Raw genomic sequence first — 24129 nt, 5'->3', positions numbered from 1 at the left:
TCGGATTCACAGCCGGGCCGCTATGGGAAGCGGTTCAGGCCTGGGCGGGGTGGCGCCGACGGTGCCGGCCACGGCCAGTGACGGAGACGTCCTCGCGGACGACCGTCCAGACGGCAAGAACCAGGGCGATGATGCCTGAGGTCCCGATGAGAACCCAGTCCATGGCAGCCTCCCACGCGATCCCGCCTCCTCTGGGCGGATAGCTCATTGAACGACTGGTCGCCCGCCGCGTCCAGTATCCGAGGGCCCATGTCTCGCCTCGGCGGCCCGACGTACCCTAGCCCGACGTACCCTAGAGGGCTGCGAGGTCCCTCAGGAACGCCGCGAAGTCCGCGGCGTCGTCCTCCTGGTAGAGACTGCCCGAGACGGCGTCGCCGAACGCGAGGCTGCACGTGTCGCGCAGGGTGAAGGTCACGATCCTCCCCGTGCTGGTCGAGATGTCGAACGTGCCGTGGGCGCCCTCGGCCACATACGCGAGGTTCGTGAGGTCGGCGGTGAGCGGGCGTCCCGCCGGCGCGAGGCTCGCGCGGTCGAACGGCGCGACCACGATCTCCGCAGGGCGGCGCCGGTAGCCGATGACGAGCCCACGGGCGAGGGGCCCGTGCGGCAGGGAGTCCGTGATGGTCCCGCCGCACTCCGTCGCGCAGACGAGGTTGTAGTCGCCGTAGTTCGGGATCGCCCCGTCGAAGACGCGGTGCAGGGCGGCCTTCAGCGTGTCGTCGGAGTCGTCGTCCGGCAGGCCGGACGGCTCGTTGGGGGCAGTGCTCACCACGTGGCTCCTCTCACGCCCCCCAGTCTACGGACGTCGGGCCCGCCGGCGCAGGTGCGACCCGGGTGCCGTTCCCTGGGCGCTCCATGCGTCTACCCTGTGCGGATGGACCTTCGCCGACTCCTGCTCCTGCGCGAACTCGCCGACCGCCGGACCGTCGGTGCGACAGCCGAGGCACTGGGCATCACGCCGTCGGCCGTCTCCCAGCAGCTCAAGACGTTCCAGGAGGAGCTCGGCGTCGTCCTGCTGGAGAAGGAGGGCCGCGGGGTGCGGCTCACCGAGGCAGGGGCCGCGCTCTCTGCCGCTGCGGCGGACGTCGCGGTGGCGATGGCGCGGGCCGAGGCCACGGCCGAGGACTACCGCGGCGGCAGGCAGAGCACCGTGAGCGCCGTCTTCTTCCCGAGCGCTGCCGAGATGATCCTGCCGGGGCTCCTGGACCGGGCCGGGGCGGTCGAGGGCCTGCGCATCCGGGCACGGCTCGAGGACCCGAAGGCGCAGGGCTTCGTCGACCTCGCCGCGGACTCCGACCTCGTCCTCGGCCACTCGGTCAACGGGCCGGCCGACTTCGCGCGGCCGGGACTCATCGTCGAGCCCCTGCTCGAGGAGCCCCTCGACGTCGCGCTCCCCGCCCACCACCCGCTGGCGGCGAAGCCCTCGCTCGGACCGTCCGACGTCGCGGGCGAGCCCTGGATCGGGGTCCCGGCCGGCTTCCCGTTCGACACGGTGCTGCGGCAGATCGAGCTCCAGGCCGGGCGGACGGTGGAGCGCGCGCAGCTCATGCCCGACCTCCGTGTCATGGAGGCCCTCGTGGTCGGCGGCCACGGGCTGAGCCTCCTGCCGCGGTTCACGGCCCGCGCCTCGCTCCGCCGAGGTCTCGTCCTGCGCCCCCTGGCCGGGGTCCACGCCCGGCGGAGCATCGTCCTGATCGCGCGGGCCGAAGTCGCCGCGCGGCCGACGGTCCGGTCCGTCATGGACATGGTCCACGCCGAGGCGCGGACCATCGCCGAGCACGACGGCGCGGCGGCACCCGAGGCGGGCGGCGCCTGAGCGGGCGGCGCCTGAGAAAGCCGCGCGGACACCTCCACGGAGCGCCGGAGGCGGTCCTAGACTGTGCGCCATGACTGATCTGAGCGGAGTCCAGGCAGCATCCCCGCGCGACGTCGACGTCAAGCCGCGCAGCCGGGCCGTCACGGACGGCATCCACGCCGCCCCCTCCCGGGGCATGCTGCGCGCGGTGGGGTTCGGCGACGAGGACTTCGAGAAGCCGCAGGTCGGCATCGCGAGCTCGTGGAACGAGATCACCCCGTGCAACCTCTCGCTCGACCGCCTCGCGAAGGCCGCCAAGGAGGGCGTCCACGCCGCGGGCGGGTTCCCCATGCAGTTCGGCACGATCTCCGTCTCCGACGGCATCTCCATGGGCCACGAGGGCATGCACTTCTCGCTCGTGTCCCGCGAGATCATCGCCGACTCCGTCGAGACGGTCATGCAGGCCGAGCGGATCGACGGGCAGGTGCTCCTCGCCGGCTGCGACAAGTCGCTCCCCGGCATGCTCATGGCCGCTGCCCGCCTCGACGTCTCGAGCGTCTTCCTCTACGCCGGGTCGATCATGCCCGGATGGGTCAAGCTCGAGGACGGTACGGAGAAGGACGTCACCCTCATCGACGCGTTCGAGGCCGTCGGCGCGTGCGCGGCGGGCAAGATGTCCGCAGGGGACCTCGACCGCATCGAGCGGGCCATCTGTCCCGGCGAGGGCGCCTGCGGCGGGATGTACACCGCGAACACCATGGCCAGTGCGGCCGAGGCGCTCGGGATGTCCCTCCCCGGCTCCGCGGCCCCGCCGTCGGCCGACCGGCGCCGCGACATGTTCGCGCACCGCTCGGGCGAGGCGGTCGTGAACCTCCTGCGGCAGGGCATCACCGCGCGGGACATCCTCACGCGCGAGGCCTTCGAGAACGCGATCTCGGTCGTCATGGCCTTCGGCGGGTCGACGAACGCTGTCCTCCACCTGCTCGCGATCGCCCGCGAGGCCGAGGTGGAGCTGCGCCTTGAGGACTTCAACCGGGTCGGCGACCGGGTGCCGCACCTCGGCGACCTCAAGCCGTTCGGGCGCTACGTCATGAACGACGTCGACCGGGTCGGGGGAGTGCCCGTGGTCATGCGGGCCCTGCTGGACGCCGGGCTCCTGCACGGGGACGCGCTCACCGTCACGGGGAGGACCGTGGCGGAGAACCTCGCCGAGATCGCCCCGCCGGACCTCGACGGGAAGATCGTGCGTGCCCTCGACAACCCGATCCACGCCACCGGCGGCATCTCGATCCTCCACGGCTCGCTCGCGCCCGACGGCGCCGTCGTGAAGACGGCGGGATTCGACGCCGAGGTCTTCGAGGGCACGGCGCGGGTCTTCGAGCGGGAGCAGGGCGCCCTGGACGCGCTCGACGCCGGCCAGATCGCGGCGGGGGACGTCGTCGTCATCCGCTACGAGGGCCCCAAGGGCGGGCCGGGAATGCGCGAGATGCTCGCCATCACGGGGGCGATCAAGGGCGCGGGCCTCGGGAAGGACGTCCTGCTGCTGACCGACGGGCGGTTCTCGGGCGGCACCACCGGCCTGTGCATCGGGCACGTCGCGCCCGAGGCGGTCGACGGCGGCCCGGTCGCCTTCGTGCGCAACGGCGACCGCATCCGAGTCGACATCCCGGCGAGGACGCTCGACCTGCTCGTCGACGACGCCGAGCTCGCGCGCCGTCGTGAGGGATGGGAGCCCCTCCCCGCGCGCTTCACGAGGGGCGTCCTCGCCAAGTACGCCAAGCTCGTGCACTCGGCGAGCGAGGGCGCCGTCGTGGGGTGAGGGCCAGCACGCACCGGCCGCGTCTCAGTGAGTGGAACCGATTCCACATGGTGAGACGGCAGATGCCCAAATTGACACTCGCGAAGGCCAGCCGGGAGACTGTGGGCATGCAGATCGTCCCCGCCGACACGGTGCTCGATGTCGTCGTCGTTGCCAAGCGCGTGGCTCACTGAGCCCGTCCTGGCACGATCTGTCACGCGCAACCCCTCGAAAGGCCGACTGGCCGAGGGGTTGTTTTTGTTTGAGCACGGCACCGGCTCGAACACAGCACCTTCGCCACGAAGATCCTAAGGAAGAGACTGATGAGCAAAGGAACGCCGATCAGCCCATCGCTGATGGCTTCGAAGCCGTCCCCGGCCAAGGCCGCGGATGCTGTCGACACCGTTGACAGTGCCTCTGCCGTCCTGGGGCCCAACCGCGTCGTTGAGCCCACAGAGATGACTGGATCTGAAGCAATTGTCCGCTCGCTCGAGGAACTGGGCGTGGACGATGTCTTTGGTCTCCCGGGCGGCGCGATCCTGCCGACCTACGACCCTCTGATGGCTTCGAAGATCAACCACGTGCTGGTGCGCCACGAGCAGGGCGCGGGCCACGCTGCCCAGGGCTATGCCATGGTCACCGGCCGTGTGGGAGTCTGCATCGCGACGTCGGGTCCGGGAGCCACCAATCTGGTGACCGCGATCGCGGACGCGCACATGGACTCCGTCCCCCTCGTCGCAATCACCGGCCAGGTCTCGAGCTCGGTCATCGGCTCGGACGCCTTCCAGGAAGCGGACATCGTGGGCATCACCATGCCCATCACGAAGCACTCCTTCCTGGTCACCAAGGCCGAGGACATCCCGCGCACGCTCGCCGAGGCGTTCCACCTCGCCTCGACCGGCCGCCCCGGTCCCGTCCTCGTGGACATCACGAAGGACGCCCAGCAGGCCAAGACCATGTTCAGCTGGCCGCCCAAGGTCGACCTCCCCGGCTACCGGCCCGTCACCCGCGGCCACAGCAAGCAGGTGCGCGAGGCCGCGAAGCTCATCGCGGCGTCGTCCAAGCCCGTCCTCTACGTGGGCGGCGGCGTCATCAAGGCCCACGCTTCGAAGGAGCTGCTGGCCCTGGCCGAGGCGACCGGCGCCCCGGTCGTCACCACCCTCACCGCGCGCGGAGCCTTCCCGGACTCGCACCCGCAGCACGTCGGCATGCCCGGAATGCACGGCGGCGTCGCCGCCGTGACCGCGCTCCAGCAGGCGGACCTCCTCATCACGCTCGGCGCGCGCTTCGACGACCGCGTCACGGGCGTCCTGAGCTCCTTTGCGCCCAACGCGAAGGTCATCCACGCTGACATCGACCCGGCCGAGATCTCCAAGAACCGCTCGGCCGACGTGCCGATCGTGGGCTCGGTGAAGGAGATCATCCCCGAACTGACTGAGGCGGTCCGTGCCTCCGAGTCGACCCCGGACCTCGAGGCGTGGTGGTCGTTCCTGCGGAAGCTCCGCCAGGACTACCCCCTGGGGTGGACCGAGCCCGAGGACGGCCTCCTCGCGCCGCAGCACGTCATCGAGCGCATCGGCGAGCTCACCGGTCCCGAGGGCGTGTACGTCGCCGGGGTCGGCCAGCACCAGATGTGGGCGGCGCAGTTCATCAAGTACGAGCGTCCGGGCGCGTGGCTCAATTCGGCCGGACTCGGCACGATGGGCTACTCGGTCCCCGCCGCGATGGGCGCCAAGGTCGGCAACCCGGACCGTGTGGTCTGGGCGATCGACGGCGACGGCTGCTTCCAGATGACCAACCAGGAGCTCGCCACCTGCGCCCTGAACAACATCCCGATCAAGGTCGCGGTCATCAACAACTCCTCGCTCGGCATGGTGCGGCAGTGGCAGACCCTCTTCTACGACGGCCGCTACTCCAACACCGACCTGCACACGGGCCACGAGACCGTGCGCATCCCCGACTTCGTCAAGCTCGGCGAGGCCTACGGCTGCGCCTCCTTCCGGGTCGAGCGGCCCGAGGAGGTCGACGCCGTCATCGAGAAGGCACTCGAGATCAACGACCGCCCTGTCGTGATTGACTTCGTGGTGAGCCCGAACGCGATGGTGTGGCCGATGGTCCCCGCCGGCGTCAGCAATGACCTGATCCAGGTCGCCCGCAATTCCACCCCCGACTGGGAAGAGGAGGACTGAGGCATGTCCCGCCACACCCTGTCCGTGCTGGTCGAGGACAAGCCCGGCGTCCTGACGCGCGTCGCCGGACTGTTCGCCCGCCGGGCCTTCAACATCCACTCGCTCGCCGTCGGCCCCACCGAGGTGGGCGGCGTCTCGCGCATTACGGTCGTTGTCGACGCCGAAGGCGACCTGCTCGAGCAGGTCACCAAGCAGCTGAACAAGCTCGTGAACGTGATCAAGATCGTGGAGCTCCTGCCCGAGAACTCGGTGCAGCGCGACCACCTCCTCATCAAGGTCCGCGCCGACTCGGCGGCCCGGCTGCAGGTCACGCAGGCCGTGGACCTCTTCCGGGCCTCGGTCGTGGACGTCTCCACCGACTCGCTCGTCGTCGAGGCGACGGGCACCACGGAGAAGCTCAACGCGCTGCTGACCGTCCTCGAACCCTTCGGCATCCGGGAGATCGTCCAGTCCGGAACCCTTGCGGTCGGCCGCGGCTCGCGCTCCATGAGCGACCGCGCGCTCCGCGCCAGCTAGACCCGCCCCAGCGGCACCCCTTTCCTCACCAGCAAGTCAAGGAGACACGAAGTGACAGAGCTGTACTACGACGACGACGCCGACCTCTCGATCATCCAGGGCCGCAAGGTCGCCGTGATCGGCTACGGCAGCCAGGGCCACGCCCACGCCCTCAACCTGCGCGACTCGGGTGTCGACGTCCGCGTCGGCCTCCAGGAGGGCAGCAAGAGCCGCGCCAAGGCCGAGGACGAGGGCCTGCGCGTCCTCACCCCGCGCGAAGCCGCCGAGGAAGCCGACGTCGTCGTCATCCTCGCCCCCGACCAGGTGCAGCGCCACCTGTACGCGGACGAGATCGCCTCGGCCCTCAAGGAGGGCGACGCCCTCGTCTTCGGCCACGGCTTCAACATCCGCTTCGGCTACATCCAGCCGCCGGCCGGCGTCGACGTCATCCTCGTCGCCCCGAAGGCCCCGGGCCACACCGTGCGGCGCGAGTTCGTCGCGGGCCGCGGCATCCCGGACATCATCGCGGTCGAGCAGGACGCCTCGGGCAAGGCCTGGGACCTCGCCAAGTCCTACGCGAAGGGCATCGGCGGCACCCGCGCCGGCGTCATCAAGACCACGTTCACCGAGGAGACCGAGACGGACCTCTTCGGCGAGCAGGCCGTCCTCTGCGGCGGTGTCTCCCACCTCGTCCAGGCGGGCTTCGAGACCCTCACCGAGGCCGGCTACCAGCCGGAGATCGCCTACTTCGAGGTCCTCCACGAGCTCAAGCTGATCGTCGACCTCATGTGGGAGGGCGGCATCGCCAAGCAGCGCTGGAGCATCTCGGACACCGCCGAGTACGGCGACTACGTCTCGGGCCCGCGCGTGATCTCCCCGGCCGTCAAGGAGTCCATGAAGGAGATCCTCGCCGACATCCAGTCGGGCGCGTTCGCAAAGCGCTTCATCGACGACCAGGACAACGGCGCCAAGGAGTTCCTCGAGCTCCGCGAGAAGGAGGCCGGCCACCCGATCGAGGCCACCGGCCGCGCGCTGCGCTCCCACTTCGCGTGGAAGCAGCAGGACGCTGACTACACCGAGGGCTCGGCCGCGCGCTGATCCCCACACCGCAGCGGCGGGCGCGAGATCGCCCGCCGCTGCGCCTGTCTCAGGCCGACGCGCCTGGACCCGCACCCCTTCCCCCTCATCCCATCCCCAGCCCGACTTGGAGAGGCCCCGCCCAGTGTCCATCGAGAAGCCCGTCGTCCTCCTCGCCGAGGAACTCTCTCCCGCCACGATCGCCGCCCTCGGCCCGGACTTCGAGATCCGGCACACAGACGGCGCAGACCGCGCCCAGCTGCTTCCCGCCATCGCCGACGTCGACGCGATCCTCGTCCGTTCCGCGACGCAGGTCGACGCCGAGGCGATCGCCGCGGCCAAGCGCCTGAAGGTCATCGCCCGCGCCGGCGTGGGCCTGGACAACGTCGACATCAAGGCGGCCACTCAGGCCGGCGTCATGGTCGTCAACGCCCCGACCTCGAACATCGTCTCCGCCGCGGAGCTGACCTGCGGCCACATCCTCTCGCTCGCGCGCAAGATCCCGGCAGCCAATGGCTCGCTCAAGGGCGGCGAGTGGAAGCGCTCGAAGTACGCCGGCACCGAGCTGCTCGACAAGAAGCTCGGCGTGATCGGCCTCGGCCGCATCGGCGCGCTCGTCACCGCGCGCATGCAGGCGTTCGAGATGGAGGTCCTCGCCTACGACCCGTACGTGACGGCCGCCCGCGCCGCCCAGCTCGGCGTCAAGCTCGTCACGCTCGACGAGCTCCTCGCCCAGAGCGACTTCATCACCATCCACATGCCCAAGACGCCGGAGACGGTCGGCATGCTCGGCAAGGACGCGTTCGCGAAGATGAAGAAGACGGCATTCGTCGTCAACGTCGCCCGAGGCGGCCTCGTCGACGAGGAGGCGCTCGCCCAGGCGCTCGAGGACGGCCAGATTGCCGGCGCAGGCATCGACGTCTTCGCCAAGGAGCCGAGCACCGACCTGGCGTTCTTCGGCCACGAGAGCGTCGTGGTCACCCCGCACCTCGGCGCCTCCACCGACGAGGCCCAGGAGAAGGCCGGCGTCTCGGTCGCGAAGAGCGTCCGCCTCGCGCTTGCGGGCGAGCTCGTGCCCGACGCCGTCAACGTCGCCGGCGGCGTCATCGCCCCGGACGTGCGCCCCGGCATCCCGCTCATCGAGAAGCTCGGCCGCATCTTCACCGCGCTCGCGCACGACTCCGTCACCCAGATCGAGGTCGAGGTCGCCGGCGAGATCGCCGCCCTCGACGTCAAGTCGCTCGAGCTCGCCGCGCTCAAGGGCGTCTTCACCGACGTCGTCTCGGAGAAGGTCTCGTACGTCAATGCCCCGGTGCTCGCCGAGCAGCGCGGGGTGGCGGTGCGCCTCCTCACCACGACCGAGGCCGAGGACTACCGCAACGTCCTCACGATCCGAGGGCTCCTCCAGGACGGCTCGCAGGTGTCCGTGGCGGGCACGCTCACTGGGCCGAAGCAGATCCAGAAGCTCGTGGGCATCAACGGCTACGACGTCGAGATCCCGATCTCCGAGCACCTCGTCGTCATGTTCTACTCGGACCGCCCCGGCGTCATCGGCACGATCGGCCACATCCTCGGGATGAACGACATCAACATCGCGGGCATGCAGGTCGCCCGCGCCGACGCCTCCGGCCAGGCCATGGCACTCCTGACGGTCGACTCGGCGATCCCCACGACCGTCCTGGAGACCGTCAAGAGCGAGATCGGCGCGACCGTCATGCGCGAGATCGACCTCGTCGAGGACTGATCGGACGCACCCTGTGCCCGCTGAGCCGGGCACGCACGACGGCGACCCCCACCGCGCGCGGTGGGGGTCGCCGTCGTGCGTGGGGCGCCCGGGTTTGCCTCACTTCGGGGGCCCTTTCGCCGTTGACCGGCGCATCCGGTAATTTCTTAGGGTGACGTCCGCAGCTGAGAAGACCCCCTTCTACATCACCACCGCCATCACCTACCCGAACGGTGCCCCGCACATCGGGCACGCCTACGAGTACATCTCCGCGGACGCGATGGCGCGCTTCAAGCGGCTCGACGGGTACGACGTCTTCTTCCTCACCGGGACGGACGAGCACGGGCTCAAGATCGCCCAGACGGCCGAGAAGGAGGGCATCACCCCGAAGGAGTTCGTGGACCGGCAGGCGGACGTGTACCGCGAGGTCCACGAGATCCTCGGCACGAGCTACGACCGGCTCATCCGGACCACCGACTCCGACCACTACGCCGCAGCCCAGGACATCTGGAAGCGGATGGAGGCCAACGGCGACATCTACCTCGACAAGTACGAGGGCTGGTACTCCGTCCGCGACGAGGCCTTCTACACCGAGGAGGACACGGTCGAGCGGGACGGCGTCCGGTACTCGAAGGAGACGGACACCGAGCTCACGTGGACGGCAGAGGAGAGCTACTTCTTCCGCCTGTCCGCGTACCAGGACAGGCTCCTCGCGTACTACGAGTCGCACCCCGAGTTCGGCGCCCCGAACTACCGCTTCAACGAGGTGGTCTCGTTCGTGCGGCGCGGCCTGGAGGACCTCTCCATCTCGCGCACGTCGTTCGACTGGGGTGTCCCCGTTCCGGGCTCGGACTCGCATGTCATGTACGTGTGGGTGGACGCCCTGACCAACTACCTCACCGGCGTCGGGTACCCGGACACCGAGTCGGAGATGTTCGCCAGGTACTGGCCCGCCGACGTGCACATCATCGGCAAGGACATCTCGCGGTTCCACGCCATCTACTGGCCCGCGTTCCTCATGAGCGCCGGCCTCGAGGTGCCCAGGCGCGTCATGATCCACGGCTTCCTGCAGAACAACGGCGTGAAGATGTCCAAGTCCCTCGGCAACGTCGTGGCGCCCGCGGACATGATCGAGCAGTACGGGCTCGACTCCGTCCGCTACTTCTTCCTCCGCGAGGTCCCCTACGGCGCGGACGGCAGCTACAGCCACGACGCGATCGTGGGCCGCATGAACGCGGACCTGGCCAACAACCTGGGCAACCTCGCCCAGCGCTCTCTCTCGATGGTCGCGAAGAACCTCGACGGCGTCGTGCCCGAGCCGGGGGAGTTCACCGAGGCGGACCGCACGATCCTGGACGCCGCGGGGTCCCTGCTGCCCACGGTGCGCGCCTTCTTCGACCGGCAGGAGTTCTCCCGGGCGCTCGAGGCGGTCTGGGGCGTGCTCGGGGACACCAACGCGTACTTCGCGGAGCAGGCGCCGTGGGTGCTGCGCAAGACCGATCCCGCCCGCATGGCGACGGTCCTCTACGTGACGCTCGAGGTCGTCCGGCAGGTTGCGCTGCTCGTCCAGCCGGTCATGCCCGAGTCCGCCGGGAAGCTCCTGGACGTGCTCGGGCAGGGCGAGGGCGATGCGCGGCAGTTCGCGGCGCTCGGCACCCCGATCGCGCCCGGCACGCAGCTGCCCGCCCCGGCGCCGGTCTTCCCGCGCTACGACGAGCCGACAGGCGCCTGAGGCGACGGGCGGCACAGGCTGGGGCGGCACGGGCTGGGGCGGCACGGGCTGGGGCGGCACGGGCCTCTGATTCCCGGCGAGCCCGCTGGGGTACGTTCCTCCTATGGGACCACACGCTCAGCAACTCGACGCTGGCCCGGATCAGCTGGCGGCCGCCGCGCACGACGCGACAGACGACTGGCCGGACCGGGCGCTCGCCCTCGCCCGGTCCCTCGGCGAGCTGGCCCCGGCGCCCGGCGAGGGCCGGACGGGCGAACTGTGGGACCTCCTGAGCGTGCTCGGTGCCGCGCAGCTCTCGGTGGCCCGAGTCGTGGAGCCTCATCTCGACGCCCTGGCCATCCTGCGCCAGGCCGGCCTCGGGGATCCTGAAGCCGGAAGCACGTGGGGCGTGTTCGCCGCGGAGGGCCGGGATGCCCGCCTCGAGGCCCGCGAGACGCCCGACGGCTGGAGGCTCCACGGCGTCAAGCCCTGGTGCTCGCTCGCCGGCGCCCTGACGCACGCCGTCGTCACGGCCCACACGGGAGAGGCCACCCGGCGGGCCTTCGCCGTCCGGCTCGGCTCGCCCGGAGTGGACATCCTGCCCTCCGCGTGGCGCGCCCTGGGGCTTCCGGGGATTCCGAGCGGCCCCGTCCGATTCGACGACGTGCCGGCGGAGCCGGTGGGTGCGGACGGGTGGTACCTCGACCGCCCCGGCTTCGCCTGGGGCGGCATCGGCGTCGCCGCCGTCTGGTACGGCGGCGCCGTGGGAGTGGGCCGCCGGCTCTGGGACGCCGCGTCCGAGCGTGAGCCGGACCAGATCGGGCTTGCCCACCTTGGGAGCGCCGATCTCGCGCTCGGCAGCGCCCGGGCCGCGCTCGCCTCGGCGGCCGCGGCGGTGGACGACGGCACGGCCGAAGACTCCGCGGGCGCGCTGCTCGCGCTGCGCGTGCGGGGAACCGTGGCTGCGGCAGCTGAGACGGTGCTGGGGATCGTCGACCACGCGCTCGGCCCGGCGCCGCTGGCCTTCGACCCCGACCATGCCCAGCGCGTGGCCGACCTCAGGCTCTACCTCCGCCAGCACCACGCCGAGCGTGACACCGCGGCGCTCGGGCGCTCCCTCCTCGCGGCGGGGGAGGCCCCATGGTGACCTTCACCCATCGGGACGCCGGTACCCCTGAGGAGGTCTGGCTGCACGAGCGGCGGGTCCGCGCCGCCGAACCGCTCGAGCTGGCCCCGCTCTCCCGTCTCATCGTCGTGGCCGCGCACCCCGACGATGAGACGCTGGGCGCCGGCGGCCTCATCGCGCTGGCGTCCGCCCAGGGCGCCGCCGTGCACGTCATCGTGGCGACAGATGGCGAGGCATCCCATCCGGAGTCGCCCACGGTCACGGGTGCGGAACTCGCCGTCGTGCGCCGGCGGGAGGTCGAAGCAGCCCTCGCGGCCCTGGCCCCCGCGGCCCGGCTCGAATGCCTCGGGCTTCCCGACGGTGAGCTGGCCGGTCATCGGGCCGCGCTCGAGTCCGCCCTCGCCGCGGCTCTCGGCGACGCCGGTGCGGCGGGTGGGGACGGCGCCGTCGTGCTTGCCGCGCCCTGGCGGATGGACGCGCACCCCGACCACGACGCCGCCGGCGAGGCCGCGGCCCGGGCCGCGCGCGGGGCCGGGGTCCTGCTGCTCGAGTACCCGGTGTGGATGTGGCACTGGGCGGAGCCCGAGAGCCCCGGGATCCCGTGGCACAGGGCGCGGAGGATCGAGCTCGGTGCCGCAGGCCGCCGAGCAAAGGGCCGGGCCATGGCCGCCCACGTGAGCCAGGTCTCCCCGCTCTCGGCGCATCCGGGCGACGAAGCGCTCCTGAGCCCGGGCATGCAGGCCCACTTCGAGCGGGACTTCGAGCTGTTCTTCGCCTCCCCGCCGGAGGATGCGGGCGCGACCTTCGACGCGGTCCACGCCTCCAGCCCTGACCCATGGCACTTCACCACGAGCTGGTACGAGCAGCGGAAGCGGGCCGTCACGCTCTCCGCGCTGCCGGATCGCCGGTACTGGCGGGCGCTTGAAGTCGGCTGCTCGATCGGAGTGCTCACCGCTGAGCTGGCCGAGCGGGCGGAGGAGGTGGTCGCGACTGACATCAGCCAGATCGCCCTCGACCACGCCGCATCCCGCCTGCGAGAGGTGCAGAACATCCGCTGGGAGCGGCTCACGGTGCCCGGGGAGTGGCCCGAGGGCCGCTTCGACCTCATTGTCGCCTCCGAGGTGGGGTACTACTTCGGAGACGCCGAGCTCGACGAGTTCGTGCGGCGCTGCCTGACGAGCCTGACCGGCGACGGCGCGCTGGTCGCCTGCCACTGGCTCGGCCCCATCGACGGGTGGCCCCTGACGGGGGAGGACGTCCACGAGCGGCTCCGCGCCGATGACGGCCTCGAGACGCTCGTGCAGCACCGCGAGCGGGATTTCCTGCTCGAGGTCTTCGCCAAACCGCCGGCGTTGTCGGTGGCGCAGCGCGAGGGCATCGCGTGAAGAGGGCGCACCCCATCGCCGAGGTCGCGGTCGTGGTCCCGGCCAAGGACGAGGAAGAGCTGCTGCCCCGGTGCCTCTCCTCTGTCCACGCCGCCGTGGCTGCCCTTGCAGGCGCTTGCCCGCACGTGCGGGCCTCGGTGACGGTGGTGCTGGATGGCTGCCGGGATGGCTCGGCAGCGGTGGTCGCAGGATGGCCTTCCACCCACGCTGTGGAGGCAGATGCCGGGAACGCGGGTGGCGCAAGGGACATCGGCGTGCGCCGGGCGCTCGCCGCGGCCCGCGCGTCGACCGACCAGGTGTGGGTTGCCACGACCGATGCCGACAGCCGTGTTCCCCCAGACTGGCTCCTGCAGCACCTCGCTCTCGCAGAGCAGGGAGTGAGCCTTCTCATCGGCACTGTGGAGCCGGACGGCGCCGACCTCGGGGCCAGCCGACTGCGGGCATGGTTCGACGCCCACCGTCTCGGGGACGGGCATCATCATGTCTTCGGTGCGAACCTCGGCATCCGCGCCGACGTCTACGAAGCGCTCGGAGGCTTCCCGGGCCTGGACTCGGGTGAAGACGTGGCGCTGGTGCAGGCGGCGAAGGCCCACGGCGTGCGATGGCGGGCCACGGATGCGTGCCGGGTCCTCACCTCCGGACGGCTGCATGGCAGGGCGTCTGGCGGCTTCGCCGACTACCTCGCCGCCGCCTTGCCGCCCTGAGGTCACCCCCTGTGCTGCCGAGGTCACCGGGTGTGGTGTCGAGGTCACCCGCTGTGGTGCCGAGGTCACCCCCTGTGGTGCCGAGGTCACGCCCTGTGGCGCCGAGGTCACCCCCTGTGGTGCCGAGGTCACCCCCTGTGGCGCCGAGGTCACCGCATGTGGTGCCGAGGTCACGCCTTCCGCGCACGACGGCGACCACGCGCCGTCGTGCGCGACATGCTCCCGGGCCGCGACCCTATGCGACACCGATGAGTGCGTGGGGCGTCGTCAGGAAGGCACGGACCCTGGCCCGGAGCGTCTCGTGATCGTCGAGTTCTGGCCAATAGATGTTCAGGACCCGCCACCCCGCGGCCACCAGCCTCGCCTCGCGCGCCTGCTGCGCTGCGATCTTCTCGTCGGGCGGACCGTAGTCGAAGTACTTTGCGTAACCGTGGACTTCGATCACGAGCCGCCGCGACGACCAGCCGAAGTCAACACGCTCGCGCCCGCCCGTGGTGGAGATCCAGAGCTGAAGCTCAGCCTCGGGGAGGTTCCACTCGTCCAGCAGCAGCCGGAAACGCGTTTCGGCCGGCGACTCCGCCCGTCCATCCGCTGCCGCGAGCACCTCTCGCACTCGTCGGATGCCCCGCGTTCCGCGGCCCTCCGCGACAAGGTGCCGCAGCGCATCCTGGTCTGCGCCGTGGGCGAGGCCGGAGTCGGCGACGATGACTCCGAGCTCGAACGGAAGGAGCCGAGCGCAGTCGATGATCGTGCGCTCGAGCGATGTGAGTCTCATGCCGTTCAGGATCCTCACGTCGGACTCGGGGATGATCTGGTTGTGGCGCACCACATCGTCCGCTGGACCACGGTTCCCGCGCCGCCCTGCATGGGCGACGTGGACCAGCGGCCGCGCACGCCACACCGAAAGGCCCCACAGCAGCGCCGCAGAGGTGTGGGTGTAGACATGCGACTGGCCTGTCGAAGCGGCGTTGTGGGCACAGATCCGAACGATCATCGGGTCGGGTGTGCCTGACAGCTCCGGAGCGTAGATTCCGCGTTCAAGCCTGGAAAGCTGCCCGGATTCGGTGAGGCTTCGGATGTCGCGCTCGTCCAGGCCTGCAGCGATGAGCCCGGAGCGGGCGATCATGGGTGCCGGCGACGTCGCAGTGCTCGCGAGCGCTTCGAGACGTCGGCGGGCGCTCGTATTCAGGGTGAGGTCCATGGTCGGAGTGTGACGCGATCGGGCTTCGGGACGGCTGCTGCCGGAGCGGTATGTGGACAAGTCGGGGCGATCTCCGGGACCTGTGGAGGACCAATGGAAGGGGTGACTTCGGCCCCACGCGGGGTGACTTCGGCCCTACGCGGGGTGACCTCGGCAGCACACGGGGTGACCTCGGCGGGAGGAGTCCGCATGATGAGACAGATGTGACCAGCATGTGGATGGCAGCGTTACGCTTGCGTCATGACGCAGACGCAGCTCGACCTCGCAGTGATCCCCGGTGACGGCATCGGCCCCGAAGTGACCGCCGAAGCGCTAAAGGTCCTCCACAAGGCGCTCGAGGGCACGGGTCTCGACGTCAAGGAGACCAGCTACAGCCTGGGCGCCCAGCACTGGCTCGAGACCGGCGAGGCGCTCACCGATGAGACGCTCAGCGACATCCGCGGCCGAGACGCGATCCTGTTCGGCGCCGTCGGCGCGGCGCCGGGGGACACGCGCATCCCCTCGGGCATCCTCGAGCGGGAGATCCTCCTCAAGCTTCGCTTCAGCCTCGACCACTGCGTCAACCTCCGCCCCTCCAGGCTCTACGCGGGCGTCCCCACTCCGCTGGCGAACCCCGGCGACGTGGACTTCGTCGTTGTCCGAGAGGGCACAGAGGGCCCCTACACGGGCAACGGCGGCGCACTCCGGGTCGGCACCCCACACGAGATCGCCACGGAGGTCTCCGTAAACACCGCCTACGGCGTCGAGCGCGTGGTCCGCGACGCCTTCCGCCGCGCCGAGGGCCGCCGCAAGAAGGTCACCCTCGTCCACAAGCACAACGTCCTGGTGCACGCCGGCCACCTGTGGAAGCGCACGGTCGAGGCCGTCGCCGCCGAGTTCCCGGGCGTCGAGCACGACTACCTCCACGTCGACGCCGCCACGATCTTCCTCGTCACGGATCCGTCGCGCTTCGACGTCATCGTCACGGACAACCTGTTCGGGGACATCCTCACCGACCTCGCGGGCGCCGTCACGGGCGGGATCGGCCTCGCCGCCTCCGGCAACATCAACCTCGACGGCACCGCGCCGAGCATGTTCGAGCCCGTCCACGGTTCCGCGCCGGACATCGCGGGGCAGCAGAAGGCCGACCCGGCCGCAGCGATCCTCTCGGCAGCCCTCCTCCTGGACCACATCGGCCAGCCGGAGGCCGCCGAGCGCATCCACGCGGCCGTGCAGGGCGACGTCGAGTCCCGCGTTGCGGGGCAGACGCGCACGACGGCGCAGATCGGCGACGCGATCGCGGCCCGCCTCTAGCGGTCCCACCGGGGCGCACGACGCCGCGCACGCACCCGCCGTCATGCGCCCCCTTCTACCCGCGCGGGCCAGCTTTCCGCTGGCTTCCGCGCACGTGGCGCAGGCGTAAGCTTGGAGGCACTGACAGGCCCCGGGACCGCGGCGGAGCTGCCGCGGCCTCGGCATGATGTGGAGGAACCATGACGCAGAACGCCCTGGGCGTTGAATTCGAGCTGCGGCTCTCCGAGAACCCGAAGAGTGAGCAGGAGCGCGCGGCGGTCCTGGCCAACCCGGGCTTCGGCAACCACTTCACGGACCACACCGCTATCGTCGACTACACCGTCGACTCCGAGGGCAAGGGCGGCTGGCACGACGCCCGCATCGAGCCCTACGGGCCGATCGCCATGGACCCGGCCGCCGCGGTCCTCCACTACGGCCAGGAGATCTTCGAGGGGCTCAAGGCGTACCGTCACGCCGACGGCACCGTCTGGACGTTCCGCCCCGAGGCCAACGCGGCGCGCTTCAACCGGTCGGCTCGCCGCCTCGCCCTGCCCGAGCTCCCGCCCGAGGTGTTCATCGAGTCCCTCCGCCGTCTCGTCGCGGTGGACAAGGCCTGGGTCCCGACCAACGAGGGCGAGTCGCTCTATCTCCGTCCCTTCATGATCGCCACGGAGGCCTTCCTGGGCGTCCGTCCCGCCCACGAGGTGTCCTACCGTGTCATCGCCTCGCCTGCGGGCAACTACTTCGGCGACATCAAGCCGGTCTCGATCTGGCTGTCCGAGAAGTACGCCCGTGCCGGCCACGGCGGCACCGGCGAGGCGAAGTGCGGCGGCAACTACGCGGCATCGCTCGCGGCCCAGCTCGAGGCCGAAGAGCACGGCTGCAAGCAGGTCCTCTTCCTCGACCCGACCGACGACTACGCGGTCGAGGAGCTCGGGGGCATGAACATCTTCTTCCTGTTCACCGACGGCACGCTGGTCACGCCGGCACTCAACGGGAACATCCTCCACGGCGTCACGCGTGACTCGATCCTCCAGCTGGCCACGGACCGCGGGCTGACGGTCCAGGAGCGCAAGATCACGATCGCCGACTGGCGCCAGGCCGTGGCCGACGGCACGCTCGCGGAGGTGTTCGCGTGCGGCACGGCGGCGGTCATCAACCCTATCGGCGAGCTCAAGACCGCCGAGGGATCGCTCGTGACGCCGGAGCTTCCGGAGGACTCGGTCGCGATGTCGATCCGCGAGCAGCTGCTGGGCATCCAGACCGGCATGGTCGATGACCTGCACGGCTGGCTCACGCAGCTCGCCTAGCACCGGAAGCAGCCAGCGCACGACGGCGCGTCCCCACCTCGGGTGGGAACGCGCCGTCGTGCGTTGGAGCCGCGGGCGGCCGGGGCGGCCGCTACCCCGGGCCCGCAGTCGTGCAGGATTCGCTTCATGTCACACGCATGACTGGTAGCGTGACAGATGTCACGCGCATCCGCCGATGGATGCCCCACGGGCGGCAGCGACGCCGCCAGGAAGGCAGCACAGCACCATGCACCTGAACACCACTCGCACCACACGAACGCTCTCCGCAGCAGTCCTCGCAGGGCTCCTCGCGGTCGGAAGCATCGGCGCCATGGGGACCGGCGCCTTTGCGGTTGGAGAAGGGCCCAACCCGGGGAACGGTTCGACCCAGACCTCGATCCTGCACACCTATGAGTCCATGGTCGCCGAGCTCAAGGCGCAGGCCGCGAAGCAGCCTGCCATGGAGCTCGAGGTCATCGGGCAGACCGTCAAGGGGCGGGACATCCACCTCGTGAAGTACATCTCGAACCCCGACAACCCGACCATCCTGTACCTCACGCAGCAGCACGGCAACGAGCAGCTCACCACGGAGGGCGCGCTCGCGTTCATCAGGAGCCTCGGCACGGCGAGCACCAAGGGCATCCTGGACAGGGTGAACATCCTCGTCGTGCCGATGCTCAACGCGGACGGGGCGATGGGAGACGTAGACTTCCCGCTCACCGACTACGTGGCTGACGGCGGGCGGCACCTCACGCGCTACAACGCCGTCGGCACCGACCTCAACCGCGACCACGTGGCCAAGGCCCAGCCGGAGACGAGGGCACTGCACGAGAACGTCCTGTCCAAGTACCCGATCCAGTACATGATCGACCTCCACCACCAGGGCACCCAGAGCGAGATCGACGGCAAGCTGGTCTCCGGCTCGATCCTCTACCCGACCTCCCCGAGCGTGGACCCTGCCGTCGTCGAGCGGTCCAAGCAGCTCGGCTCGGTCGTCTACGGTGCCATCAGCTCGAAGGGCTGGGGGAACCTGGGCAAGTACGTGGGCGGGTCCGAGGACCGGATCGGGCGCAACGGGGCGGCAGCGCAGTACGGGATCTCCACGCTCCTGTTCGAGATGCGCGGCATGTCGGACCACTACATCGACTCGTACGCCCTCGGGCAGAAGAGCAACGGCTACCTCATCCAGCAGACCGTGCTCACGCTGACCTCCACGGCCCGAGCGGTCGGGGACGGGTCGGTCGCCACGGCCGACACGTCGTTCTGGGACTCGCTGCCCGAGCAGACCAGCCGCCCCGGCGAAGAGGCCGACGAGTAGACCGGCGCCCACACGCACGACGCCGCGCGCCCGCCCCAGGTGGGCCCGCGGCGTCGTGCGCCGTGCGGCCGCGGTAGGGTGAACGCCATGCGCATTGCCCGTTGTGTTGTCGATTCGGAACCCTTCTACGGAGTGGTCCAGGGGGAGCCCGGCCATGAGACGGTCGCCGCCATCAAGGGCGACCCGTTCTTCTCCGGCGTCGAGCCCACCGGGGTCACGCACCCGCTCGAGGACGTCCGCCTCCTCGCCCCCATCATCCCCCGCAGCAAGGTGGTCGGGATCGGCCGGAACTACGCGGACCACGCGAAGGAGCTCGGCAACGACCTGCCCACCGAGCCCTCCATGTTCCTCGTCGCCAACACTGCGGTTGTCGGCCCGGGCGACCCGGTGGTGCTGCCCGAGTGGAGCGAGGAGGTCTCCTTCGAGGGCGAGCTCTGCGTCGTGATCGGCCGCATCTGCAAGGACGTCCCCGCGGAGAAGGCCGGCGACGTGGTCTTCGGCTACACGGTCGGCAACGACTTCACCGCCCGCGACAAGCAGCGCACCGACCTGCAGTGGGCGCGCGCGAAGTCGTTCGACACCTCCAAGCCGCTCGGCCCGTGGATCGAGACGGACCTGGACGTCGAGGACCTCCGGCTCACCACGCGGGTCAACGGCGAGACGAAGCAGGACGGCACGACGGCGGACATGGTCTTCGGCGTCAACGAGCTCGTCGCGGCGGTGTCGTCCGCCTTCACCCTCCTGCCCGGGGACGTGATCATGACGGGGACGCCCGCCGGCGTCGGCCTCGTGTCCGAGGGAGACCGCATCGAGGTCGAGATCGAGGGCATCGGCGCGCTCTCGAACCCGATCGTGCGGCGTTAGGGCCCGCTCGCTCGTAAGGGCCGGCGGGCGGCGCCCTAGAATGGGGGCACTATGACTTCCTCGCCCGCTGAGCCCCTGCTCGACCCCGCCTCCATCCCGTCCGTCACGCCCGACACGCCTGTGCGCGTGCGCTTCTGCCCGTCCCCGACCGGCACCCCACACGTTGGCATGGTGCGCACGGCCCTCTTCAACTGGGCCTACGCGCGCCACACCGGCGGCACGTTCGTGTTCCGCATCGAGGACACGGACGCGCAGCGCGACACGGAGGAGAGCTACGAGCAGATCGTCGAGGCCCTGCGCTGGCTCGGCCTCGCCTGGGACGAGGGCATCGACGTCGGCGGCCCGCACGAGCCGTACCGCCAGTCCCGCAGGCTCGAGCTCTACAAGGACGTCGCCGCCAAGCTCAAGAACGCGGGCTTCCTCTACGAGTCGTTCTCGACTCCTGAGGAGATCGAGGCGCGCCACCGCGAGGCGGGCCGGGACCCCAAGCTCGGCTACGACAACTACGACCGCGACCTCACGGACGAGCAGAAGGCCGCGTTCCGCGCGGAGGGCCGCGAGCCCGTGCTGCGCTTCCGCATGCCCGCGGAGGACGTCGTGTTCAACGACCTCATCCGCGGCGAGATCACGTTCAGGGCGGGCTCTGTCCCGGACTTCGTGGTGGTGCGTGCGGACGGCTCGCCGCTGTACACGCTCGTGAACCCGGTCGACGACGCGCTCATGGGCATCACCCACGTGCTCCGCGGCGAGGACCTCCTGTCCTCGACCCCGCGCCAGGTCGCGCTCTACTACGCGCTGCACGCCGTCGGGGTCGCGAGCTACATGCCGCTGTTCGGCCACCTCCCGTACGTCATGGGCGAGGGCAACAAGAAGCTCTCCAAGCGGGATCCGCAGTCCAACCTGTTCCACCACCGGGACCGCGGCTTCATCCCCGAAGGCCTCCTGAACTACCTCGCGCTGCTGGGCTGGTCGCTCTCCGCGGACGAGGACATCTTCACTGTCGACCAGCTGACCGAGCACTTCGACATCGCCGATGTGCTGCCCAACCCGGCGCGCTTCGACGTCAAGAAGGCCGAGGCGATCAACGGCACGCACGTGCGCATGCTCGAGGCGGCAGACTTCCGCGGCCGGCTCGTGCCGTACCTGCGTGCGGCGGGCATCGTGGGGGACTCGCTGACGGAGCGCCAGGAGGAGATCCTCACCGAGGCCGCGCCGCTCGTCCAGGAGCGCATCACCCTCCTCGGCGAGGCCCCCGAGATGCTCGGCTTCCTCTTCGCCGAGGACTCGGCCATCGAGATCGCCGACGACGCGCGCAAGGGCATGCCGGAGAACCTCGCCGAGGTGCTCGACGCAGCCCTCGCCGCCCTCGAGCCGCTCGATGACTGGACCGCCGAGGCCATCCAGTCCGCCCTCCGCACCGCGCTGGTCGACGGACTCGGGATCAAGCCGCGCTTGGCCTTCGGCCCGGTCCGCACCGCCGTCTCCGGCCGGCGCATCTCACCGCCGCTGTTCGAATCGATGGTCATCCTCGGCAAGGAGTCCTCGCTCGCGCGGATCAAGGCCTTCCGTGGCTGAGACCGCGGCTCCAGGCACCACCGCGGAGGCGACGCACGACGGCGCGCACGCGCCCGCCGTCGTGCACCCGCCAGCCGCAGGGGAGACGCCCCGGGTGCGGGGCGTCCTGCTGGACATCGACGAGACGGTCGTGGACCTCGAGGGTGCCATGGACCGCGCGCTGCGCGAGGTCAGCGGGCCGCTCCTTCCCCACCTCGGCGAGCACGAGTGGCTCACGTTCTGCCGCATCTTCACGCGGGGCTCGGATGACATCTACGACCGCTACATCGCCGGTGAGATCACGTTCGCCCAACAGCGGGTCCTGCGCGCCGAACGGTGCCTTGCCCACTTCGGCGCGGCGTTCGCCTCCGGCGCCCAGGCCGCGTCCTGGCTCGAGGCCTACGAGACCGCGCAGCCGGCCTACGTCCGGGCGTTCGACGACGTCCACCCGTTCCTCGACGCGCTCGAGGCCGCTGGCATCGCCTACGGCGCGGTGAGCAACAACGTCCACGACTACCAGCGGGCCAAGCTCGACACCGCCGGGCTGGAACGGATCCGGATCCTCGTGGGCATCGACGCAGTCGGGGTGGCCAAGCCGGACCCGGCGATCTTCCACGAGGGGCTGCGGCGGCTCGGCACCGCGGCCGAGGAGACGGTCTACGTGGGCGACAACCCCGCCCACGATGTGGTCGGCGCGGCCGGAGCAGGGCTTCGTGGCATTTGGCTGAACCGGCGGTCGGCGACCCTCGACGCCGAGGCCGCCGCGGCGGTGCCCGTGCAGGTGGCGAGCCTGTCCGAGATCCCCGCGCTCATCCGCTCCTGACAGGCACCGCCCGGCGATCGGCAGCTCAGGCGAGCGCGGCCTTGCGCCGTGCCTGCCGCCCGATCAGGGCCGCGGCGACGCCGAGCACGACGAGTGCCCCGACGGTCGCCAGCGCCGCCGGTGCGCCGTCGCCCGTCGGCGAGACCCCCGCGACGCCGTCGTGCAGCTGCACTGTCCCGTCGGCGAGGCGCCGGTTGCCGTCGGCGAGCTGGCCGGACCCGTCGGCGAGCTGCTGCGTCCCGTCGGCGAGCTGGTCCGCCCCCGAGGCCACCTGATGGGTCCCGGTCGCGATCGCGGTGTTGCCGTCGGAGAGCTGGCCGGCGCCGTCGGCAAGCCTGGATGCTCCGCCGAGGAGGCCGTTCGCCGGGTCTGCTCCGCCGGTGACGCCGTCGTTGAGCTGCCCTGCGCCGGTGGCGAGGGCCTGGCTGCCCTCGCGCAGCGAGGTCGCGGCCTTGAGGAGTCCGGGGTGCTCGGGGTCGCCGGGGACGCCGTCCATCCCGACCACGATGGCGGAGGTGCCCGAGGCGAGGAGCTCGGTCCCCATGACGAGGCCGGGAGCGCTCGGGTCCCGGCCGTTGAGCTTGCCGTCGAGGATGACGAAGCCGTCCGAGAGCCGCTTGGCTCCGGCACTCAGCTGCCCGGCCCCTGCGTTGAGCCGGTCGGCGCCGTCGTGCAGCTGGGCGGCACCGGCGCTGACCTGGCCCGCTCCGGCCTGCAGCTGCCCGGCGCCTGCGTCGAGGCGTGCGGCACCGCTGGCCAGGGCGGCGATCTTGTCCTTCAGCAGGGCAAGCGGCACGAGCCCCTGCGGGCCGTTGGCCGCGTCGAGGAGCTGCTGCAGGCCCTGGGCAAGTGCGGCCGTGCCGCTGCCCTGGGCCGCGTCGCCGTTGGCGCCGGGATAGCCCTTGAGCTGGGTGGTCCCGGCAGCCACCTTGGCGGCGCCGTCGGCAAGTTTCGCGCTGCCGTCGTCCAGCTGGGCTGTGCCGTTGGCGAGCTGGGCGGACCCGGCGGCGAGCTGGCCGGCGCCGTCGGCAAGGTTGTTCGGCGCGGTGCCCGACGCGGTGGGGGTGAGGGCGGCGGCGAGGGCCGAGGCTCCGTCGCGGAGCTTATGGGCTCCGTCGTCGACCTTGTAGACGCCGGGGGCCAGCTTGGCCGTCACGTCCGCTTCGACCTTGCCGGTCCCCGCGAGCAGCCGCTGGGCGCCGTCCGCGAGCTGCTGGGTGCCGGGTGCGAGCTTCTCGCGGATCCCGTCGCGGAGCTGGACTGCCCCGCCGCTGAGCGCAGCCGCCCCGGTCTTCGCCTGCTGGGCGCCGTCGTCCAGCTTCCCGGCGCCGTCGGCGAGCTTCGAGGATCCCGCCGCGGCTCTGCTGGAGCCGTCTGCGAGCTGGGCGGCCCCGTCACTGGCACGTGCTGCGCCGTCCCGGAGCTGGGCGGCGCCGTCGGCGAGCCTGGCCGTCAGGAGGGTGTAGAAGACGAGGAAGGCCGCGAGCAGGAACGCGAGGATCAGTATGGCGATCCTGCGGCCGCGGGGGAGGGTGGCGGCCGATGCGCGGGCGCCGGCTGGCTTCGGTCGGACGAGCGTGCTGAGCATGGGCAAGGGATCCTCTCGACGTGTCGCGGCAACGTTGCCGCTATGGGGGAGGGCAGTCCGTGGGGAAGTTACCAACGAGTAACTTCCCGAGTCTAAACATGACGGGGATCACACGCGCAAGGGGGTGTCCGGGCCCGATCGGGATCCCGCCGAGGTGGAGCCTCGGCGCGGGCGGGGCCGATTTGAAGAGGGCGGGAGCATCCGGTAGAGTAATTAC

At 70.8% G+C, this 24129-nt stretch carries 20 protein-coding genes; 16 read left to right on the top strand and 4 right to left on the bottom strand.

Annotated elements, in window-relative coordinates; genetic code table 11:
* Positions 1-34 precede the first annotated feature (34 nt).
* Both CGQ25_RS18450 and CGQ25_RS09255 read right to left on the bottom strand, forming a co-directional pair.
* A complete protein-coding gene (locus CGQ25_RS18450; protein ID WP_255405218.1) occupies positions 35-163 on the bottom strand; it encodes a hypothetical protein in 129 nt (42 codons plus the stop codon).
* A gap of 129 nt (positions 164-292) precedes the next feature.
* Positions 293-769, bottom strand: a complete 477-nt coding sequence (locus tag CGQ25_RS09255; protein ID WP_208709056.1) for a hypothetical protein — start codon at positions 767-769, stop codon at positions 293-295.
* A gap of 105 nt (positions 770-874) precedes the next feature.
* Between CGQ25_RS09255 and CGQ25_RS09250 the strand changes: the two genes are divergently transcribed.
* The 10 genes from CGQ25_RS09250 (at position 875) to CGQ25_RS09205 (ending at position 14003) form a co-directional block, all read left to right on the top strand.
* The gene (locus CGQ25_RS09250) at positions 875-1816 is read left to right on the top strand and encodes a LysR family transcriptional regulator (RefSeq protein ID WP_208709055.1); all 942 of its coding nucleotides are present in this window, start codon (positions 875-877) and stop codon (positions 1814-1816) included.
* A 70-nt stretch (positions 1817-1886) separates the two neighbouring features.
* On the top strand, positions 1887-3614 hold the full coding sequence (gene ilvD, locus CGQ25_RS09245) for a dihydroxy-acid dehydratase (RefSeq protein WP_208709053.1): 1728 nt from the start codon (positions 1887-1889) through the stop codon (positions 3612-3614).
* A gap of 302 nt (positions 3615-3916) precedes the next feature.
* Positions 3917-5782: an acetolactate synthase large subunit gene (locus CGQ25_RS09240; protein ID WP_208709052.1), complete on the top strand. Its 1866-nt coding sequence runs from the start codon at positions 3917-3919 to the stop codon at positions 5780-5782.
* Between the two features lie 3 nt (positions 5783-5785).
* Entirely contained in the window at positions 5786-6298 is a 513-nt protein-coding gene (ilvN, locus tag CGQ25_RS09235) for an acetolactate synthase small subunit (protein ID WP_208709050.1), read from the top strand.
* A 51-nt stretch (positions 6299-6349) separates the two neighbouring features.
* Positions 6350-7375, top strand: a complete 1026-nt coding sequence (ilvC, locus tag CGQ25_RS09230) for a ketol-acid reductoisomerase (protein WP_208709048.1) — start codon at positions 6350-6352, stop codon at positions 7373-7375.
* A gap of 130 nt (positions 7376-7505) precedes the next feature.
* The gene (gene serA / locus CGQ25_RS09225; protein ID WP_208713008.1) at positions 7506-9098 is read left to right on the top strand and encodes a phosphoglycerate dehydrogenase; all 1593 of its coding nucleotides are present in this window, start codon (positions 7506-7508) and stop codon (positions 9096-9098) included.
* A 151-nt stretch (positions 9099-9249) separates the two neighbouring features.
* Positions 9250-10809, top strand: a complete 1560-nt coding sequence (metG, locus tag CGQ25_RS09220; protein WP_208709046.1) for a methionine--tRNA ligase — start codon at positions 9250-9252, stop codon at positions 10807-10809.
* 103 nt (positions 10810-10912) lie between these two features.
* Entirely contained in the window at positions 10913-11935 is a 1023-nt protein-coding gene (locus CGQ25_RS09215; RefSeq protein ID WP_208709044.1) for an acyl-CoA dehydrogenase family protein, read from the top strand.
* Complete coding sequence (locus CGQ25_RS09210) at positions 11929-13299, top strand: PIG-L family deacetylase (RefSeq protein ID WP_208709042.1); 1371 nt, start codon at positions 11929-11931, stop codon at positions 13297-13299. Before CGQ25_RS09215 ends, CGQ25_RS09210 begins: the two co-directional genes overlap by 7 nt.
* Positions 13296-14003, top strand: coding sequence for a glycosyltransferase family 2 protein (locus CGQ25_RS09205; RefSeq protein WP_208709040.1), 708 nt, complete (start codon positions 13296-13298; stop codon positions 14001-14003). Before CGQ25_RS09210 ends, CGQ25_RS09205 begins: the two co-directional genes overlap by 4 nt.
* Before the next feature lie 235 nt (positions 14004-14238).
* Here CGQ25_RS09205 and CGQ25_RS09200 read toward each other — a convergent pair whose 3' ends face one another.
* The gene (locus CGQ25_RS09200; RefSeq protein ID WP_208709038.1) at positions 14239-15204 is read right to left on the bottom strand and encodes a type IV toxin-antitoxin system AbiEi family antitoxin domain-containing protein; all 966 of its coding nucleotides are present in this window, start codon (positions 15202-15204) and stop codon (positions 14239-14241) included.
* A gap of 240 nt (positions 15205-15444) precedes the next feature.
* On the opposite strand from CGQ25_RS09200, the gene CGQ25_RS09195 reads away from it, so the two are divergent.
* The 6 genes from CGQ25_RS09195 (at position 15445) to CGQ25_RS09170 (ending at position 22324) form a co-directional block, all read left to right on the top strand.
* Complete coding sequence (locus CGQ25_RS09195) at positions 15445-16497, top strand: 3-isopropylmalate dehydrogenase (RefSeq protein WP_208709036.1); 1053 nt, start codon at positions 15445-15447, stop codon at positions 16495-16497.
* Between the two features lie 179 nt (positions 16498-16676).
* Positions 16677-17786 (top strand): branched-chain amino acid aminotransferase, encoded by a 1110-nt coding sequence (locus CGQ25_RS09190; protein ID WP_208709034.1) that lies wholly within the window; start codon positions 16677-16679, stop codon positions 17784-17786.
* 226 nt (positions 17787-18012) lie between these two features.
* Complete coding sequence (locus CGQ25_RS09185) at positions 18013-19083, top strand: M14 family zinc carboxypeptidase (protein WP_208709032.1); 1071 nt, start codon at positions 18013-18015, stop codon at positions 19081-19083.
* A gap of 87 nt (positions 19084-19170) precedes the next feature.
* On the top strand, positions 19171-19947 hold the full coding sequence (locus CGQ25_RS09180) for a fumarylacetoacetate hydrolase family protein (protein WP_208709030.1): 777 nt from the start codon (positions 19171-19173) through the stop codon (positions 19945-19947).
* A 51-nt stretch (positions 19948-19998) separates the two neighbouring features.
* Positions 19999-21522, top strand: coding sequence for a glutamate--tRNA ligase (gene gltX, locus CGQ25_RS09175; protein WP_208709028.1), 1524 nt, complete (start codon positions 19999-20001; stop codon positions 21520-21522).
* Positions 21523-21583: 61 nt separating this feature from the next.
* Entirely contained in the window at positions 21584-22324 is a 741-nt protein-coding gene (locus tag CGQ25_RS09170) for an HAD family hydrolase (RefSeq protein WP_255405767.1), read from the top strand.
* 25 nt (positions 22325-22349) lie between these two features.
* On the opposite strand, the gene CGQ25_RS09165 is transcribed toward CGQ25_RS09170, so the two are convergent.
* The gene (locus CGQ25_RS09165; protein WP_208709026.1) at positions 22350-23912 is read right to left on the bottom strand and encodes a hypothetical protein; all 1563 of its coding nucleotides are present in this window, start codon (positions 23910-23912) and stop codon (positions 22350-22352) included.
* Positions 23913-24129 lie beyond the last annotated feature (217 nt).

It is taken from the genome of Sinomonas sp. R1AF57, from assembly GCF_002224485.1.
GTDB classification, from domain to species: Bacteria; Actinomycetota; Actinomycetes; order Actinomycetales; family Micrococcaceae; genus Sinomonas; species Sinomonas flava.
This window is presented reverse-complemented; position numbering and strand designations above follow the sequence as displayed.

Coding starts and splice junctions, on each gene's coding strand:
- CGQ25_RS09180 (WP_208709030.1), top strand. CDS start 19,171: ATGCGCATTGCCCGTTGTGTTGTCGATTCGGAACCCTTCTACGGAGTG.
- CGQ25_RS09200 (WP_208709038.1), bottom strand. CDS start 15,204: ATGGACCTCACCCTGAATACGAGCGCCCGCCGACGTCTCGAAGCGCTC.
- CGQ25_RS18450 (WP_255405218.1), bottom strand. CDS start 163: ATGGACTGGGTTCTCATCGGGACCTCAGGCATCATCGCCCTGGTTCTT.
- ilvN (WP_208709050.1), top strand. CDS start 5,786: ATGTCCCGCCACACCCTGTCCGTGCTGGTCGAGGACAAGCCCGGCGTC.
- ilvD (WP_208709053.1), top strand. CDS start 1,887: ATGACTGATCTGAGCGGAGTCCAGGCAGCATCCCCGCGCGACGTCGAC.
- CGQ25_RS09165 (WP_208709026.1), bottom strand. CDS start 23,912: ATGCTCAGCACGCTCGTCCGACCGAAGCCAGCCGGCGCCCGCGCATCG.
- CGQ25_RS09210 (WP_208709042.1), top strand. CDS start 11,929: ATGGTGACCTTCACCCATCGGGACGCCGGTACCCCTGAGGAGGTCTGG.
- CGQ25_RS09215 (WP_208709044.1), top strand. CDS start 10,913: ATGGGACCACACGCTCAGCAACTCGACGCTGGCCCGGATCAGCTGGCG.
- CGQ25_RS09250 (WP_208709055.1), top strand. CDS start 875: ATGGACCTTCGCCGACTCCTGCTCCTGCGCGAACTCGCCGACCGCCGG.
- CGQ25_RS09190 (WP_208709034.1), top strand. CDS start 16,677: ATGACGCAGAACGCCCTGGGCGTTGAATTCGAGCTGCGGCTCTCCGAG.
- CGQ25_RS09195 (WP_208709036.1), top strand. CDS start 15,445: ATGACGCAGACGCAGCTCGACCTCGCAGTGATCCCCGGTGACGGCATC.
- CGQ25_RS09185 (WP_208709032.1), top strand. CDS start 18,013: ATGCACCTGAACACCACTCGCACCACACGAACGCTCTCCGCAGCAGTC.
- gltX (WP_208709028.1), top strand. CDS start 19,999: ATGACTTCCTCGCCCGCTGAGCCCCTGCTCGACCCCGCCTCCATCCCG.
- CGQ25_RS09240 (WP_208709052.1), top strand. CDS start 3,917: ATGAGCAAAGGAACGCCGATCAGCCCATCGCTGATGGCTTCGAAGCCG.